The 14,430-nt window shown below is 62.9% G+C and carries 15 protein-coding genes and 1 pseudogene; 5 read left to right on the top strand and 11 right to left on the bottom strand.

Features of this window, described 5'->3' with window-relative positions; all coding sequences use genetic code 11:
• Position 1: 1 nt before the first annotated feature.
• The 5 genes from ACGJAX_RS18820 (at position 2) to phnE (ending at position 4,718) form a co-directional block, all read left to right on the top strand.
• A complete protein-coding gene (locus tag ACGJAX_RS18820) occupies positions 2-1,165 on the top strand; it encodes an iron-containing alcohol dehydrogenase (RefSeq protein ID WP_390955693.1) in 1,164 nt (387 codons plus the stop codon).
• Between the two features lie 322 nt (positions 1,166-1,487).
• A complete protein-coding gene (locus ACGJAX_RS18815; protein WP_248915041.1) occupies positions 1,488-2,339 on the top strand; it encodes a putative selenate ABC transporter substrate-binding protein in 852 nt (283 codons plus the stop codon).
• The gene (locus ACGJAX_RS18810) at positions 2,336-3,133 is read left to right on the top strand and encodes a phosphonate ABC transporter ATP-binding protein (RefSeq protein ID WP_090323059.1); all 798 of its coding nucleotides are present in this window, start codon (positions 2,336-2,338) and stop codon (positions 3,131-3,133) included. Before ACGJAX_RS18815 ends, ACGJAX_RS18810 begins: the two co-directional genes overlap by 4 nt.
• Positions 3,127-3,954, top strand: a complete 828-nt coding sequence (locus ACGJAX_RS18805; RefSeq protein ID WP_390955692.1) for an ABC transporter permease subunit — start codon at positions 3,127-3,129, stop codon at positions 3,952-3,954. The genes ACGJAX_RS18810 and ACGJAX_RS18805 overlap by 7 nt, the downstream gene beginning before the upstream one ends.
• Entirely contained in the window at positions 3,951-4,718 is a 768-nt protein-coding gene (phnE, locus tag ACGJAX_RS18800) for a phosphonate ABC transporter, permease protein PhnE (protein ID WP_390955691.1), read from the top strand. The genes ACGJAX_RS18805 and phnE overlap by 4 nt, the downstream gene beginning before the upstream one ends.
• A 2-nt stretch (positions 4,719-4,720) precedes the next feature.
• On the opposite strand, the gene ACGJAX_RS18795 is transcribed toward phnE, so the two are convergent.
• From ACGJAX_RS18795 to ACGJAX_RS18745, 11 genes and pseudogenes are all read right to left on the bottom strand, one after another.
• A complete protein-coding gene (locus tag ACGJAX_RS18795; protein WP_390955690.1) occupies positions 4,721-5,413 on the bottom strand; it encodes an RES domain-containing protein in 693 nt (230 codons plus the stop codon).
• On the bottom strand, positions 5,407-5,811 hold the full coding sequence (locus tag ACGJAX_RS18790) for an antitoxin Xre-like helix-turn-helix domain-containing protein (protein WP_090323065.1): 405 nt from the start codon (positions 5,809-5,811) through the stop codon (positions 5,407-5,409). Before ACGJAX_RS18790 ends, ACGJAX_RS18795 begins: the two co-directional genes overlap by 7 nt.
• Positions 5,812-6,091: 280 nt before the next feature.
• Positions 6,092-6,853: an NTP transferase domain-containing protein gene (locus ACGJAX_RS18785; RefSeq protein ID WP_248915043.1), complete on the bottom strand. Its 762-nt coding sequence runs from the start codon at positions 6,851-6,853 to the stop codon at positions 6,092-6,094.
• Between the two features lie 27 nt (positions 6,854-6,880).
• Positions 6,881-8,389, bottom strand: coding sequence for an aldehyde dehydrogenase (locus tag ACGJAX_RS18780; protein WP_248915044.1), 1,509 nt, complete (start codon positions 8,387-8,389; stop codon positions 6,881-6,883).
• Entirely contained in the window at positions 8,370-9,443 is a 1,074-nt protein-coding gene (locus ACGJAX_RS18775) for a phosphotransferase (protein ID WP_390955689.1), read from the bottom strand. Before ACGJAX_RS18775 ends, ACGJAX_RS18780 begins: the two co-directional genes overlap by 20 nt.
• Positions 9,444-9,448: 5 nt before the next feature.
• On the bottom strand, positions 9,449-9,793 hold the full coding sequence (locus ACGJAX_RS18770; protein ID WP_090462618.1) for a cupin domain-containing protein: 345 nt from the start codon (positions 9,791-9,793) through the stop codon (positions 9,449-9,451).
• A 152-nt stretch (positions 9,794-9,945) separates the two neighbouring features.
• Positions 9,946-10,314, bottom strand: coding sequence for a cupin domain-containing protein (locus ACGJAX_RS18765; RefSeq protein WP_248915046.1), 369 nt, complete (start codon positions 10,312-10,314; stop codon positions 9,946-9,948).
• The gene (locus ACGJAX_RS18760) at positions 10,307-11,590 is read right to left on the bottom strand and encodes a nucleotide disphospho-sugar-binding domain-containing protein (protein WP_390955688.1); all 1,284 of its coding nucleotides are present in this window, start codon (positions 11,588-11,590) and stop codon (positions 10,307-10,309) included. Before ACGJAX_RS18760 ends, ACGJAX_RS18765 begins: the two co-directional genes overlap by 8 nt.
• Positions 11,591-11,622: 32 nt before the next feature.
• Positions 11,623-12,700, bottom strand: a pseudogene (locus ACGJAX_RS18755) (ABC transporter ATP-binding protein).
• The gene (locus ACGJAX_RS18750; protein WP_047530223.1) at positions 12,693-13,499 is read right to left on the bottom strand and encodes an ABC transporter permease; all 807 of its coding nucleotides are present in this window, start codon (positions 13,497-13,499) and stop codon (positions 12,693-12,695) included. Before ACGJAX_RS18750 ends, ACGJAX_RS18755 begins: the two are co-directional and overlap by 8 nt.
• Positions 13,496-14,356: an ABC transporter permease subunit gene (locus ACGJAX_RS18745; protein ID WP_390955687.1), complete on the bottom strand. Its 861-nt coding sequence runs from the start codon at positions 14,354-14,356 to the stop codon at positions 13,496-13,498. The genes ACGJAX_RS18750 and ACGJAX_RS18745 overlap by 4 nt, the downstream gene beginning before the upstream one ends.
• Positions 14,357-14,430 lie beyond the last annotated feature (74 nt).

Raw genomic sequence — 14,430 nt, 5'->3', positions numbered from 1 at the left:
CATGAGCCTGACCGGAAACTGGAATTACCCCACGAGCATTCGCTTCGGTGTCGGCCGCATCACCGAGCTGGCCGAGGTCTGTCGCAGCCAGGGGATCCAGCGACCGTTACTGGTCACCGACAGTGGCCTGGCGCGGGCCCCGATCACCACGGCGGCCCTCGATGCCCTGCGCGCCGACGGTCTGGGCGTGGCGCTGTTCTGCGACCTCAAGCCCAACCCGGTCGAAGCCAACCTGGCCGGCGGACTCGACGCCTGGCGCGCCGGCCAACACGACGGGGTGATCGCCTTCGGCGGCGGCAGCGGCCTGGACATGGGCAAGCTCATTGCGTTCATGAGCGGCCAGACCCGCCCGGTCTGGGATTTCGAAGACATCGGCGACTACTGGACCCGCGCCGATGAAAGCCGCATCGCCCCGGTCATCGCAGTGCCGACCACGGCGGGCACGGGCTCTGAAGTGGGCCGTGCGGCGGTGATCATCGACGAGGCGAGCCACACCAAACGCATCATCTTCCATCCGAAAATGATGCCCCGCGTGGTCATCAGCGACCCGGCCCTGACCGTCGGCATGCCGGCCAAAATCACCGCCGGCACGGGCATGGATGCCTTGGCGCACTGCCTGGAGGCGTACTGTGCGCCGGGATTCCACCCCATGGCCGATGGCATTGCGGTCGAAGGCATGCGCCTGGTGACCAACGCACTGGTGCGGGCGGTGCACACCCCTTCGGACCTCGACGCGCGCGGGCAAATGCTCGCGGCCGCGGCGATGGGAGCCACCGCCTTCCAGAAAGGCCTGGGCGGCATGCACGCCCTCGCCCATCCGATTGGTGCGTTGTACGACACCCACCACGGCATGACCAACGCCACCCTGATGCCCTACGTGCTGAAATTCAATCGCCCGGCCATTGAAGAACGCGTCACCCGCCTGGCCGCTTATTTGCGCTTGCCCTCCCCGGGCTTCGACAGTTTTCTGGCCTTCGTCCTCAAATTGCGCAAGGACATCGGCGTGCCCCACACCCTGTTTGAACTGGGGGTGGACGACAAACAGGCCGGCCTGATCGCGGACATGGCCGTTGTCGATCCGTCGGCCGGCGGCAACCCGTTGCCGATCACCCGGGCCGGCGCGGCGGAAATTTTCGACGCGGCGTTCCACGGCCGTCTGCTGTAGGAACGCAATGCTGTTCGTTTAAGGACGAATACTGCATCTGTGGCGAGCGAGCTTGCTCGCGTTGGGGCGCGAAGCGCCCCCAAAAATGGGACTGCTGCGCAGTCCAGCGGGAGCAAGCTCCCTCGCCACAGGTTTTTGATCGCTCGCTCTATCTCTTAACTGAACAGTATTGCCTGTAGGAGCGGGCCTTGACCGAACGACCATCGCTCTGTACGTTCGCCCTCCTCTCGTTCCGATTCGTCTACCCTCACAAAGCGCCCGGCAGCAATTGGCTGGCAACGGGCGCATCGTCATTTTTCCGTAAATGCACCGGAGAACCTCCATGCTCAAGCGTACCCTGGCATTGGCCGTCGGCTTGACCCTGTCTGTTTGCACCCTGCTGACCCACGCCGCCGACACCTTGAAAGTCAGCGCGATTCCTGATGAAGCTCCGACCGAACTGCTGCGCAAGTTCAAGCCACTGGGCGCCTACCTGGAGCAGCAGCTGGGGATGAAGGTCGAGTTCGTACCGGTCAGCGACTATCCGGCGGTGGTCGAGGCGCTGGCCACCGACCGCATCGATCTGGCCTGGCTCGGAGGCTTTACGTTCGTGCAGGCACGCCTGAAAACCGGCAATGCCATCCCATTGGTACAGCGTGAACAGGACGCCCAGTTCACCAGCAAATTCATCACCGCCGACCCGGCCGTCAAATCCCTGGCCGATCTCAAGGGCAAAAGCTTTGCCTTCGGTTCGGTGTCCTCGACCTCGGGCAGCCTGATGCCGCGCTATTTCATGCTCAAGGATGGCATCAAGCCGGAAACGTATTTCAGTCGCGTCGGCTACTCCGGCGCCCATGACGCCACGGTGGCCTGGGTCCAGGCCGGCAAGGTCGACGCCGGGGTGTTGAACGCCAGCGTCTGGGAAAAACTGGTGGCGGCCGGCAAGGTCGACACCACCAAGGTCAAGGTGTTTGCCACCACCCCGGCCTACTTCGACTACAACTGGACCGTGCGCGGAACCCTGGATCCGGCCCTCGCGGCGAAGATCAAGGCCGCCTTCCTCGCCCTCGATCCGGCGAAACCGGCGGACAAGGAGATTCTGGACCTGCAAGCCGCCAGCCGCTTCATCGAAACCAACCCCGAGAACTACAAGGGTATCGAGGAAGCCGCGCGCGCCGCCGACCTGCTCAAATGACATTGCACTTGAATGGCGTCAGCCTCACCCACAGTAACGGTGTCCATGCGTTGCAGGGCCTGGACCTGCACATCGGCGCCAACGAACAGGTGGCCATCATCGGCCCGTCCGGTGCCGGCAAGTCGAGCCTGCTCAACCTGCTGGCCACCGCCCTGCGACCCAGCAGCGGTGAACTGCAGGTGCTGGGCGAGCGGGCCTGGCAGCTGTCTGCCCGGCAGCGTCAGCGCCTGCGCGCGCGGATCGGCCTGGTGCATCAGGCGCCACCGCTTCCGCCCCGCCAACGCGTGGTCACGGCGGTGCTGGCCGGGAAGATCGGTCAGTGGGGCCTGGGCAAAAGCCTGCTGAACCTGGTGCATCCGCTGGACATTCCCGGCGCTCGTGCGGCGTTGACCCGATTGGACCTGAGCGACAAGTTGTTCGCGCAGTGCCAGCAATTGTCCGGTGGTCAGTTACAGCGCGTGGGCATTGCCCGCGTGCTGTATCAAGCGCCCGAGGTGCTGCTGGCCGATGAGCCGGTGTCAGCCATGGACCCGGTGCTGGCCGAGCACACGCTGTCGGTTCTTTGCCACCACGCCCGCGAACACAACGTCACCCTGGTCGCCAGCCTGCATGCGGTGGAACTGGCGTTGGCGCATTTTTCGCGGATCATCGGCTTGCGCGACGGACAGATCCTGTTTGACCTGCCGGCCAGCCAGGTCGACCGCGACCTGCTCGACAAGCTCTACGCCAACGAGCAACTGCAATTCTCCCCGGTTGCTCCGCCGCCCTTGAGCGTGCAGATACCCCGATGCTGACGCGAGACAACCGCGACCCCGCCGCCCTGCCCCGCCTGCTGCTCAGCCTGCTGGCGATTGCCCTGTTGTGGCCAGGCATCCATTTCAGCGAGCTGGACCTGAGCGTGCTGCTGGCCGGTGACAGCCAGAGCGAGATAGGCCGTTTCGTCTCCGCCTTCTGGCCTCCGGCCCACGGCGAAGAATTCCTTCAACTGTTGGTGCAAGCGACCTTGCAGACCCTGGCCATCGCCACGGCGGGCATGGCCCTGGCGTTGTTGTTGGCCGTCCCCGCCAGCCTGCTGGCCAGCCGGGCGCTGTCGTTGTCGGCGGCGTCCCGTGCCGGACGCCCGAGTCCCTGGGCACAACTGCTGCGCTGGCCGGTGCGCGGGTTATTGATCTTCCTGCGCAGCGTGCCGGAAATCGTCTGGGCCCTGCTGTTCGTGCGTGCGGTCGGCCTCGGTCCGACGGCCGGGGTGCTGGCCATCGCCATCACCTACAGCGGCATGTTGGGCAAGGTCTATGCGGAGATTTTCGAGTCGGTCGACCAGCGCCCGACCCACGCATTGCTGCAAGCCGGCAGTGGCCGGCTCGCAGCATTTGCCTACGGAATCTTGCCCAATGTCGCGGCAGAGCTGCTGTCGTACACGGTGTATCGCTGGGAATGCGCGATTCGCGCCTCCGTGGTGATGGGGTTCGTCGGGGCCGGTGGCCTGGGCCAGCAGATGGACCTGTCGCTGCGCATGTTCGCCAGCGGTGAAGTCGCCAGCCTGTTGCTGACGTTCCTCGTGCTGGTCCTGCTCGCCGATCAACTCAGCCGCCTGCTGCGCTGGAGGCTGGCATGAATCGCCTGATCAATCTGGTGCTGCTGCTTGGCATCGGCGTCGCCATCGTCGCTTCATTCAGCTACCTGGGCATCGACCTCGGCGAATTGGGCGCCAGCGGCAATCTGAAACAGATGGGCGCCTATGCGCAGCGATTTCTCAGCCCGGACCTGAGCGCGGGTCATCTGCAAGCCATCGGCCGTGGCGCCCTGGAAACCATCGCCATGTCGGCCTTGGGTACTCTGCTCGCGGCAGTGTTCGGCCTGCTGTTGGCACTGCCCGCCTCCGGGCGTTTCGGCTGGCCATTCAAAAGCGCTTCGCGCCTGCTGCTCAATGCCCTGCGCGCGGTGCCGGAACTGGTATGGGCGGCGCTGATGGTGCTGGCCGCCGGGCTCGGCCCCAACGCCGGGACCCTGGCGTTGGCGCTGCACACCACCGGCGTGCTCGGCCGCCTGTTCGCCGAAGCCCTGGAAAACACCCCGCCGCAACCGGCCGAAGCGATTCGCCTGCAAGGCGGCAACGCGTTGTGGGCGTTCTGTTACGGCACCCTGCCCAACCTGCTGCCGCAACTGCTGGCTTACGTCCTGTACCGCTGGGAGAACAACATCCGCATGGCCAGTGTGCTGGGTTTCGTCGGTGCGGGCGGCCTGGGTCAGATGCTGTATGTCAGCCTCAGCCTGTTCCAGGAAGCGCAAGCCAGCACGGTGATTCTGGCCATGCTGTTGCTGGTGTTCGCCGTCGATTCGCTGAGCAGCTGGAGCCGCCAACGCTGGGTCAAGGCCTGAGTTCAGGCTTCGCTTATTTTGCTGACGCTGGTGATGTGCCGGTTCCAGACCATCTCGTAATGGGCGGTCTGGATAATCGATAGCACCGGCCTGGGGGTCATCAGCGCCCAGCAGTGACTGCCGGGCATCCGCACGGAATGGTAGCGAAGGCCCGGACAGCCCGCGTCCTTGATGGCCCTGCCAAAGCGATGGGAATCGGTGTAATCGTCCGGCGCATACAGCGGATCGGTCATCGGGATGGATGTTGCGTCTTTCATCGCCGCATCGACGAAAGAGCAGGACAAGCCACGAAATACAAAGCGCTCGTAGTTGAGGTTGTGCACCTTCGACCAGTACAGGCTCTGGTGATGCTGCACTTCGGCGAGCGCCGCGTCGATGGAATCGGCCAGGTACAACACGCCAAAACGGCCATCGCTGAAGCGCGAGCCCGCCGGATTCACATGGGTAAAGGGCGCTGTCGCGTAGGAACAGCCAGGGATGCCGAACGGTATTTCCGCCCTGGGTATCAACTCAAGGTGGCCCACCTCGTTTTTCAGCCGCGGATTGGTCAATGCCTGGATCTGGTACAGCACGTCAAACTCATCGGCGTCGGCGACGTCATCGAATATCGCAATCGGCGGAAACTTCGAATTGACCAGCCGCCAGGCTTGCAGTTGTTGGCCGGCAAACGCCGGCAACTGCTCCACCCTCACCATTGCGCGCCCCGCAACGCATCGATCCGCCGAAACGTCTCGTACAGCGAAATCATGTCGCCCTGGGACATCACATCGAGCGGGGTCCGGCCATTGAAGAACTCGTTATCGTTGGCCATCGCCGGGAAGCCATAGACGTTTTCCGGGTTATCAAAGATCAGCCGCAGCGCGGCGTGGATGTTGAGCACAAAACTGATGCGCTGCATCTGGTCGGCATCCAGCGCCACCGACCAATCCGGGTCACGCTGTTTGGCGCGAGTGTAGGTACTGCGGGAAATACGCAGGATGCGGCAGGCCTGCTCGCTGGACGCGGCCCATTTTTCCAGGATGCCGACAGCGGCCCGCAAACCGGTCACGCACTGGCTTTTGTCGAATCCCTGGGTCTGCACGGCGACGGACATGTCCGATACTCTTATTGACTCCATGGACTCGAAATTAGTCTTTATGCGTCCATAGATCAATGCCGTATCGACCAGTGGCAGCCATTGAAACCCGATCGGCTGGATGACGATGGCGATCTTTTGGGCACCTTCGCTGCGATGCGGCGACTCGACAAGCCAGCTCCTACAGTTGTTGCGTATGCCCTTGTAGGAGCTGGCTCACCAGCGAAGGTCGTCAACGATAAGGCGTGTGGTCTGGATAAACGCGGCGCCCTTGAGTCCATCGCCAGCAGGCTGGCTCCTACAAGTTTGCCTGGCGCTGCTGGTAAATCCGTTCGGCGGCAAGCAGTTGTTCGCGGTCATTGACCCCGCGCACATCGTCCTCCTCCACTGGCACCGCCGTCACCGGCAAACCGGCACTGTTGGCCACAGTCACGACATCGGTCAGGTAGTACTCACCCTGGGCATTGCGGTTGCCAATGCGCTCCAACAGCCAGAGACAGCTGTCGGCACGCAGCCCCATGACGCCACCGTTGCAGAAACTGACTTGCAACTCATCTGCACTGGCATCCTTGGCCTCGCGGATCGCCCGTAAATGACCGTCCTCCATCAGCAAGCGCCCGTAGGGTCCAGGCTGATCGGTGTGAAACCCGGCCACCGCCACCGCCGCACCATCGATCAACGCCTGGCGCAACCGCGAGAGTGTCTGCGCACTGATCAGCGGCGAGTCACCAAACAGCACCAGCACACAGCCCTGCTCATGGGCCTGCAATGCTCCGCGGGCGGCGAGTAGCGCGTGGGCGGTGCCCAGTTGCTCATGCTGAGTAAACAGTTGCGCGGTCGGTGCCGCCTGTTGCAGGTAGTCGGCCACGACCGGCCCACCCGCACCGAGCACCACCGCCACCTGCTCGATACCGGCGGCCTCGACCGCCGCCAGCACATGGCCGAGCAGCGGTCGATCACCTATCGGGTGCATGACTTTCGGCAGCAGCGAGCGCATGCGAGTGCCCTGCCCGGCGGCGAGGATCACCGCCAGGGTCGGCCAGCCAACATTGTCCCTCATGACAAATTCCCCCTGTGTGCCAAAGCCTCAAGCCGGATCGCGATAGAACACATCGTCGGCATAGGGATACCACCAGTCCTGGATCTTCGGCTGGTGATCGATGATCACCATTTTCGAGCGGCGGAACGCTTCCAGACCCTGGCGTCCCAACTCGCGCCCCAGCCCAGACATCTTCCAGCCACCAAACGGCAATGCGTCGTTGTCGATCAGCGGGTTGTTGACCCAGACCATCCCCGCCTCCAGGCGATCGGCGGCCTCCATCGCTTCGGCAAGGTCGGTGGAGAACAACGAAGCACCCAGGCCGAACGGCGAATCGTTGGCCAAGCGCACCGCTTCGTCGAAATCGCTGACGCGACAGATCGCCGCCACCGGGCCGAAACACTCCTCCTGAAGAATCGCCATGTCATCGGTGACGCCAGTCAGAATGGTCGGTTCATAGAACCAGCCGACGCTGTGCTGTGGCGGTATGCGTCCGCCACAAACCAGCGTCGCGCCCTTGGCCAGCGCGTCGTCGACCAGGCGCATGACCTTGTTGCGCGCCGCCTCGCTGACCATCGGCCCGATTTCCGAACGTTCCAGGCCGTGGCCGATGCGCAAGGCGCGGGTGCGCTCGGCAAACTTCGCGACAAACTCGTCGTGGACCTCATCGACCACGTAGAAGCGTTCCGCCGAGGTGCAGATCTGCCCGCTCAGATGGAACGCTGCGGTCACGGCGCCAGCAGCCGCCACCTCCAGCGGCGCGTGTCGGGAGATGATCAACGGGTCGCTGCCCCCGGCCTCGATCACACAGGGTTTCATCTGCTGCGCGCACGCCACCGCCACGGCTTGGCCGGCGGCGACGCTGCCGGTAAAGGCCACGGCGTGGGTCCCTGCTGACTTCACCAGTAACTGCGCGGTGGCCGCATCGCCCGGCACGCAAGACACCAGCCCCGGCAGCAGTGAGATGAAGTGCTCCATGAATTTGAGGGTGCACAGGGTCGTGGCTTCCGCCGGCTTGACGATGCAGGCGTTGCCCGCCGCCAGCGAGGCGGCGACCGTCCAGCACATCAGCAGGATCGGAAAATTGAACGGCATGATGTGCACGCTGACGCCGTAGGGCTCATAGCGCACATGCTGGAAAGAACCGATCTGCGTGGTGCCGGCGACCTTGCCCGCATCGTCCCGGGCCATTTCCGCGTAATAGCGAAAGATCGGTGCGCAGTTGGCCAACTCGCCCATGGCCTCGGGAAACGGCTTGCCCATTTCCAGGGTCATCAAACGTGCGACTTCACGGTTGCAGGCGATGTCCTGCTCAATCGCATTGGCCAGTTGATGCAGGCGTGCGGCGCGGCTTTTCGCATCGACCAGACGCCATTGTTTTTGCGCGGCGGTCGCCGCGTCGATGGCCGCCTGCACATCGGTTTCGTCACCCAGGCCGACCTGGCCGACCGGTTGCAGGGTCGCCGGGTCCAGCACTTGGCGCACGCGCTCGCTGGTCAGTGGCAGGTACTGGGCATTGATGAAGCGTAAGGCAATGTCAGTGTTGAACGTGGCCATGGGAGGATCCTTGAACCAATCGATATGGGGTTTCGCGCAACGCCGCCAGGGTCGTGTCGGGCAAAGGTTGGCGCCACAGCGGCAAGTGCCGGTCGAGCCACTGGCGAAGCGGCCCAAGGGCTTCGGTGTCCAGCGCTCGTACAAACAGGCCCAGGGTGCGCGGCAGGTGAGCCAGGTAGCCGTGCTTGCCGTCGCGTCCGGCCAGGCGCACAAAAATCCCCAGCACCTTGGCGTGACGCTGGGCGGCCAGGCGCCGGTAATCCTCAAGAAAACGCGGGGCATCCAGTTCCGGGCGCTGCACCAGGTAATGGCTGAGCAATGCGACACGCAGTCCTTCGGACATGTCGCGGCGAGCGTCTTCGAGCAGCGACATCAAGTCATAGGCCGCCGCGCCCACCCGCGCATCCTGAAAGTCCAGCAGGCCGCATGCCGCCACGCCTACGCGGCCTTGCAACAACATCAGGTTGTCGACGTGAAAGTCGCGCAGCACCAGCGCTTCGCGACGTTGCGCGACATCGGCAAAGGCATCGGCAAACTGCTGCAGATACGACTCGCGCAATGCCTGCGCGGCCTCCTTGCCAATCAACAACGGCGCATACCAGTCGATGAACAACGCGCACTCGTCGCTCAATTGCCGGGCGTCGTATGCCGCCAGCGCGGCGTCTGGCGCCGAGCCATGCAACGCCACCAATGCATCAACCGCCAGGCGATACAACTCGCGCTCCGGGTAGCCGGCCGCCAACAACCGGGTGTAGGTGTCGTGACCGAAATCCTCGATCAACGCCAGCCCCGCCACTTCGTCGACTTGCAACAAGGCCGGTGCCGACAATCCCAGCCGGTGCAATTGACGGGCAATCTGGACAAAAGGGCCAATCGGCTCGCTGTGGGGCGGTGAATCCATCAGCAACAAACCGGCCCCCTCCAGGCGAAAATATCGCCGGCTCGACGCATCGGCCGGCAACGCGACCAGCGACGTCCCGGCGTAACCGGCGCGCGCCAGAAAGGCTGCACGCTGGTGTTCACGGGTGGGCAGTGACGCAAGTGCATCTGTCATGGCATTCACCGGATCATGTAGACCTTTTTCACGGTCTCGTGGACGGTGCAGACGCCCTTCCAGTCCTTGCGGAAGAAAGCCGCCGTATCGGGTTTGATCTCGATCACTTCGCCGGACTCGTGCACGTAGGTGCAGCGGCCTTCGAGGAAATGGCAGAACTCGTCGCTGGTGACATGGCAAAACCACTTGCCCGGCGTGCAGATCCACACGCCGCATTCGGACTGGCCTTCGGGGCCTTTGTGCAGCACCACGCCGGAGACACGGGACTCGCCTTCGAGCATGGTCGGGATCACGCCCCAGTCTTTGACTTCGGTGATTTCCAGCGGGTTGTAGAGAAACGGGGTGGTCATAGTTCTTCTCCAATAAAAAAGGGGTTAACGCCTGGCAACTGCAGGAGCGAGCTTGCTCGCGAAGGACGCCAGGGCACCGCGTTTATCCAGGCAGCCCCTGGCATCGTTGACGTCCATTGCGAGCAGACTCGCTCCTACAGAGGGAACAGGTGTCAGGCCAGCATATAAACGTTGCGCAGGGTTTCCCGGACGTGGCATTCGCCGGTCCAGCCGGCCGGGAACAGCACCAGGGTGTCGGGGCGAACTTCGATCACTTCGCCATTGTCATGACGGTACGTGGCCGCGCCGGCGATGAAATGGCACAGCTCGTCACGGGGAATCGCCAGACGCCAGCGACCCGGCGTGCAGACCCACAGCCCGGTTTCCGGGCTGTTGTTCGGCCCCTTGAACAGCAGGCGGCCGCTGGAATGCGAGACGCCTTCGACGGCGTCGCTCTGCACGCCCCAGTCCACCAGGTCGGTACGGGTGCGGACGGCTTCGAGGTACGGCGTGAATCCGGCCGTGGTGGATGGATCAGGCATGGTTGAGCACCTTGTCGAGAATGGCGGCCGCGTCGGCCGGCCCCTTGCGTGATTGCATCTGTGCGCTGGTGCGCTGCAGGCGTTGGCGCATGGCCTCGTCGTTGAGGCATGCGGCGAGTTTTTCCGCCAATTGGTCTTCGGTCCATTGGTAACGGTCGAGCTTGAAGCCGTGGCCGCTTTCTTCGGCGCGCATGGCGTTGTCGTGACCATCCCAGACGTACGACATGACGATCGCCGGTTTGCCGAAAAACAGGCATTCGGTGAAGCTGTTGTTGCCGCCGTGGTGGATCACCGCATCGACCTGGGCAATCACCGAAGGCTGCGGGAACCAGTTGGATATCTGCACATTGTCCGGTAGGTCCGGGTACTCATCGAGGTGCTCGCCGACGTTGAACAGCGCGCGGTACGGCAACTGGCCCACCGCGTTAATCAAGCGTTTGAGCAAGTCGACATCACCGGAACCGAGGCTGCCGAAACTGACGTAGAGCAACGGCTTGTCGTTGTTGGCGCGGAACGTTGGAATTTCATAGTTTGTGTCGTGTCGCACACAACCTTGCAGGTAATGGAAACGCTCGGCCGGCAGCGGGTGGCGACGTTCGAACTTGACCGCGTCCGGGTACAGCAACAGGTTCATGTAAGGCGAGGCTTCGAAGAAGGTCCCCAGCGGATAGGGCTGCTCGCCATGGGCTTGCAGGAACCGGTTGAAGTCGTCATGGATCGGCCCGACCACCTCTTCGTAACGCCGGCGAAATTGCGCATGCCCAGCCTTGTCGTCGATGCTCATGCCCGACAGGTGCGGCGGGATATCCGGGTCTTCGATCTCGTTTTCCGAGCAGGAAATGATCCGCACCCACGGCTTGCCGTACTGCTTGATCGCCGGAAACAGGATCACGTTGTCGACGCAGATCAAGTCAGGCTTCACCTTGTCCAGCACCGCCGGCAGGTCCTTCTGCGCCCACTTGGCGGTCTCGACGATGGCGGCCCAGCACTCCTTCACGTAGTTGTCGATCTGCTCCAGCGGTGACTTGCGGAAGTTGGGAATGTGGCCGTTGATGAAGTCAACCCAGTAACGCGCCATGTCTTCGGGAGGCATCGGTGCCGACATGTTGACCATGTGCTCTTCAAACCCGTAACCGGCGTACACGCCGCTCATTCCGGGGTCGGTAAGGAACACCGCCTTGTGGCCCAAGGCTTCGCAGGCCTGGGCGATACCGACTGAGTTCAGCGCCGGGCCATAAGCGGCTTCCGGAAAGAAGGCGATCACTTTCTGTTTCATCGAGAGATACTCCTGCCTGGTCTTTTTATTGTTCAGCGCGTCAAAACACGGGCATGGCGAGGCTGCCAGCCCAAGCGGATGGTCGTACCGATTGCGAAACGGGCGAATTCGAATTGCGAGGACGACACGCGAACGATCAGGGCCTTGTCGCTGAGGCCCGTCTGCACATGCACGTTGGTGTCGAGGCCGTGGTAAGCGATTTCGACGATCTTGCCGCTGACCTGGTTGGCGCAAGTGCCACCCTCCTCGGTCAGTACTTGCAGGCGTTCCGGACGCACCACCAATGCCACCGATTGACCGGGCACCAGCGGTACGTCTGTCTCGACCACCAGCTCCTGGCCGTTGACCCGCACCGAACGTTCGCCCGACCGCACGCCTTCGAACAGGTTGCTGACCCCGATGAAGTTGGCGACGAAGCGGCTGTTGGGGTTCTCGTAGAGTTCGCTCGGGCTGCCGCACTGGCAGACCTTGCCGCCGTCGAGCACCGCCATGCGATCGGACATCACCAGCGCTTCTTCCTGATCGTGGGTGACGATGATGAAGGTGATGCCGCTTTCGAGTTGCAGGCGCTTGAGTTCCAGCTGCATTTTTTCCCGCAGCTTTTTATCCAGCGCGCCCAGTGGCTCATCGAGCAGCAGCACCCGAGGACGCTTGACCAATGCCCGCGCCAGGGCGACCCGTTGACGCTGACCACCGGACAACTGATCGGGCTTGCGCTCGGCCAGCTCCCCGAGTTGCGCGGTGCTCAGCACCTCATCGACCCGGCGGCGGATTTCCGCTTCCGGCAGACGTTCCATTTCCAGGCCATAGGCAATGTTCTTGCGCACGGTCATGTTGGGAAACAGCGCATAGGACTGGAACATCAGGTTCAACGGCCGCTTGTTGGCCGGCAGCGGTGAGATGTCCTTGCCGTCCAGGTAAATGCAGCCGCCGCTGGGCGTCTCGAAGCCGGCGAGCATGCGCAGCAGCGTGGTCTTGCCGCACCCGGACGGTCCGAGCAGCGAAGAACTCGTTCTCGCGGATGTTCAGCGACACCTCGTCGACGGCCAGGCCGTTGCCATAAGACTTGCTGACCTTGTCCAGGATCAGTACCGCAGATGAATTATTCATGGGTGCGAGGAGCCTTGTTGAGACGCTGCGAAGCCAGCAGCGCGGTGATGCTGACCAGCATCACCAGCGTCGCCAGAGCGTTGATTTCCGGAGTGACGCCAAAACGGATCATGGCGTAGATCTGCATCGGTAACGTGGTCGAGGCCTGGCCGGAACCGGAGTTGAAAAAGGCGATGATGAATTCGTCCACCGACAGGGTGAACGCGAGCAAACCACCGGCCAGCACGCCGGGAAAAATCGCCGGCAACAGCACCCGGCGAAAGGTGGTGAACCAGCTCGCGCCGAGGTCGATCGAGGCTTCGAGAATCGAGTAGTCGAAATGCTTGAGCCGCGTGCGCACCACGGCGCAGACGAAGGCGATGTTGAACACCGCGTGACTGATGATGATCGAGTGCAGCCCCAGCCCGACCTTGAGCAGGTTGAAAAAGCTCAGCAGCGCGATGGCCAGGACGATGTCGGGGATGATCATCGGCGCCATCAACAAGGTATCGACCACTTGACCCTTGTCATCGCCCTTGCGACGCATCTCGATGCCCAGCGCCAGCAAGGTACCGAGCACACAGGCAATGAAGGTCGCCGACAGCGCCACGATCAGGGTGTTGAGCGCCGCCGACAAAATCGCCGAGTTGTGCGCCAGCGCCGCGTACCACTTCAGCGACACCCCGCCCCAGGCCGTGGGCAAGCCGGACTTGTTGAACGAGAGCAGGATCAGCACCAGGATCGGCACATAGAGAAAGGCGTAGACCAACCCCAGATGCGCATTGAGGACGCTGCCGCCAACGGAAGGTGATCGACTCATGGGCGGCCCCCTTCGGCACGACGGACCACCAGTGCCTGGATGAACAACAGGACCAGCATGATCGCGATCAGGAAGAAGCTCAGCGCCGCGCCGAACGGCCAGTCCCGCGCGGTCAGGAACTGCGAGTAGATCAGGTTGCCGACCATCTGCACCTGCTTGCCTCCGAGCAAATCGGCGGTGATGAAATTGCCGATGCTGAGGACGAAGACAAACACCGCGCCCGCCGCAATACCGGGCACGCTCAGGGGCAGGATGATCCGGCGGAAGGTCATCCAGCCCGAGGCGCCGAGGTCTTTGGAGGCGTCCCAGAGTTCGTTGTTGATCCGCGACAGCGAGGAGAAAATCGCCAGGATCACAAACGGGATGTAGTTGTAGACCAGCCCCAGCACCACCGACGCTTCGGTGTACAGCAGGCTGATGGAATCACCGCTGTAGCCGCACAGTTGCAGCAGGCGGTTGATCAGGCCTTCACGGTTGAGCAGGACGATCCAGGCGTAGGTGCGGATCAGGTAATTGCTCCAGAACGGCAGCATCACCAAAAACAGGAATACCGCTTGCCGACGCCGTGGCGCACGGGCAATGGCGTAGGCCGCCGGGTAGCCGATCAACACCGCGAAGACCGTTGCCAGACCGGCGATTTTTGCCGATTTGAGCAGGATGCTCAGGTACAGCGGATCAAATGCGCGCTGGTAGTTTTCCCAGGTGAACAACCAATCGATACCGCCATAAGCACCGCGTTCGACGAAGCTATAGACCAGCACCAGCAAGCACGGAATCACCAGAAAAGTCAGCAGCCAGCCGAAGCCGGGCGCAAGAAGCCAGGCCGACAGACGCCTGTCAGCATGCAAAGCACTCATTACCCATATCCTCCCGCCTCAGGACCGAGGCGGCTTGCGAGCGTGGCGAGGCATGCATGACATGCCTCGGTTCG

Source organism: Pseudomonas moorei, from assembly GCF_042846945.1.
Classification (GTDB): Bacteria; Pseudomonadota; Gammaproteobacteria; order Pseudomonadales; family Pseudomonadaceae; genus Aquipseudomonas; species Aquipseudomonas moorei.
The sequence above is the reverse complement of the archived record's forward strand: the minus strand, read 5'-3'. Positions and strand labels throughout refer to the sequence as shown.

Excerpts from the sequence above, each read along its gene's own strand:
- ACGJAX_RS18785 (WP_248915043.1), bottom strand. The coding sequence starts at position 6,853 with ATGAGGGACAATGTTGGCTGGCCGACCCTGGCGGTGATCCTCGCCGCC.
- ACGJAX_RS18770 (WP_090462618.1), bottom strand. The coding sequence starts at position 9,793 with ATGACCACCCCGTTTCTCTACAACCCGCTGGAAATCACCGAAGTCAAA.
- ACGJAX_RS18810 (WP_090323059.1), top strand. The coding sequence starts at position 2,336 with ATGACATTGCACTTGAATGGCGTCAGCCTCACCCACAGTAACGGTGTC.
- ACGJAX_RS18790 (WP_090323065.1), bottom strand. The coding sequence starts at position 5,811 with ATGTCCGTCGCCGTGCAGACCCAGGGATTCGACAAAAGCCAGTGCGTG.
- ACGJAX_RS18750 (WP_047530223.1), bottom strand. The coding sequence starts at position 13,499 with ATGAGTCGATCACCTTCCGTTGGCGGCAGCGTCCTCAATGCGCATCTG.
- ACGJAX_RS18745 (WP_390955687.1), bottom strand. The coding sequence starts at position 14,356 with ATGAGTGCTTTGCATGCTGACAGGCGTCTGTCGGCCTGGCTTCTTGCG.
- ACGJAX_RS18795 (WP_390955690.1), bottom strand. The coding sequence starts at position 5,413 with ATGGTGAGGGTGGAGCAGTTGCCGGCGTTTGCCGGCCAACAACTGCAA.
- ACGJAX_RS18775 (WP_390955689.1), bottom strand. The coding sequence starts at position 9,443 with ATGACAGATGCACTTGCGTCACTGCCCACCCGTGAACACCAGCGTGCA.
- ACGJAX_RS18820 (WP_390955693.1), top strand. The coding sequence starts at position 2 with ATGAGCCTGACCGGAAACTGGAATTACCCCACGAGCATTCGCTTCGGT.
- ACGJAX_RS18765 (WP_248915046.1), bottom strand. The coding sequence starts at position 10,314 with ATGCCTGATCCATCCACCACGGCCGGATTCACGCCGTACCTCGAAGCC.
- ACGJAX_RS18815 (WP_248915041.1), top strand. The coding sequence starts at position 1,488 with ATGCTCAAGCGTACCCTGGCATTGGCCGTCGGCTTGACCCTGTCTGTT.
- ACGJAX_RS18805 (WP_390955692.1), top strand. The coding sequence starts at position 3,127 with ATGCTGACGCGAGACAACCGCGACCCCGCCGCCCTGCCCCGCCTGCTG.
- ACGJAX_RS18760 (WP_390955688.1), bottom strand. The coding sequence starts at position 11,590 with ATGAAACAGAAAGTGATCGCCTTCTTTCCGGAAGCCGCTTATGGCCCG.
- phnE (WP_390955691.1), top strand. The coding sequence starts at position 3,951 with ATGAATCGCCTGATCAATCTGGTGCTGCTGCTTGGCATCGGCGTCGCC.
- ACGJAX_RS18780 (WP_248915044.1), bottom strand. The coding sequence starts at position 8,389 with ATGGCCACGTTCAACACTGACATTGCCTTACGCTTCATCAATGCCCAG.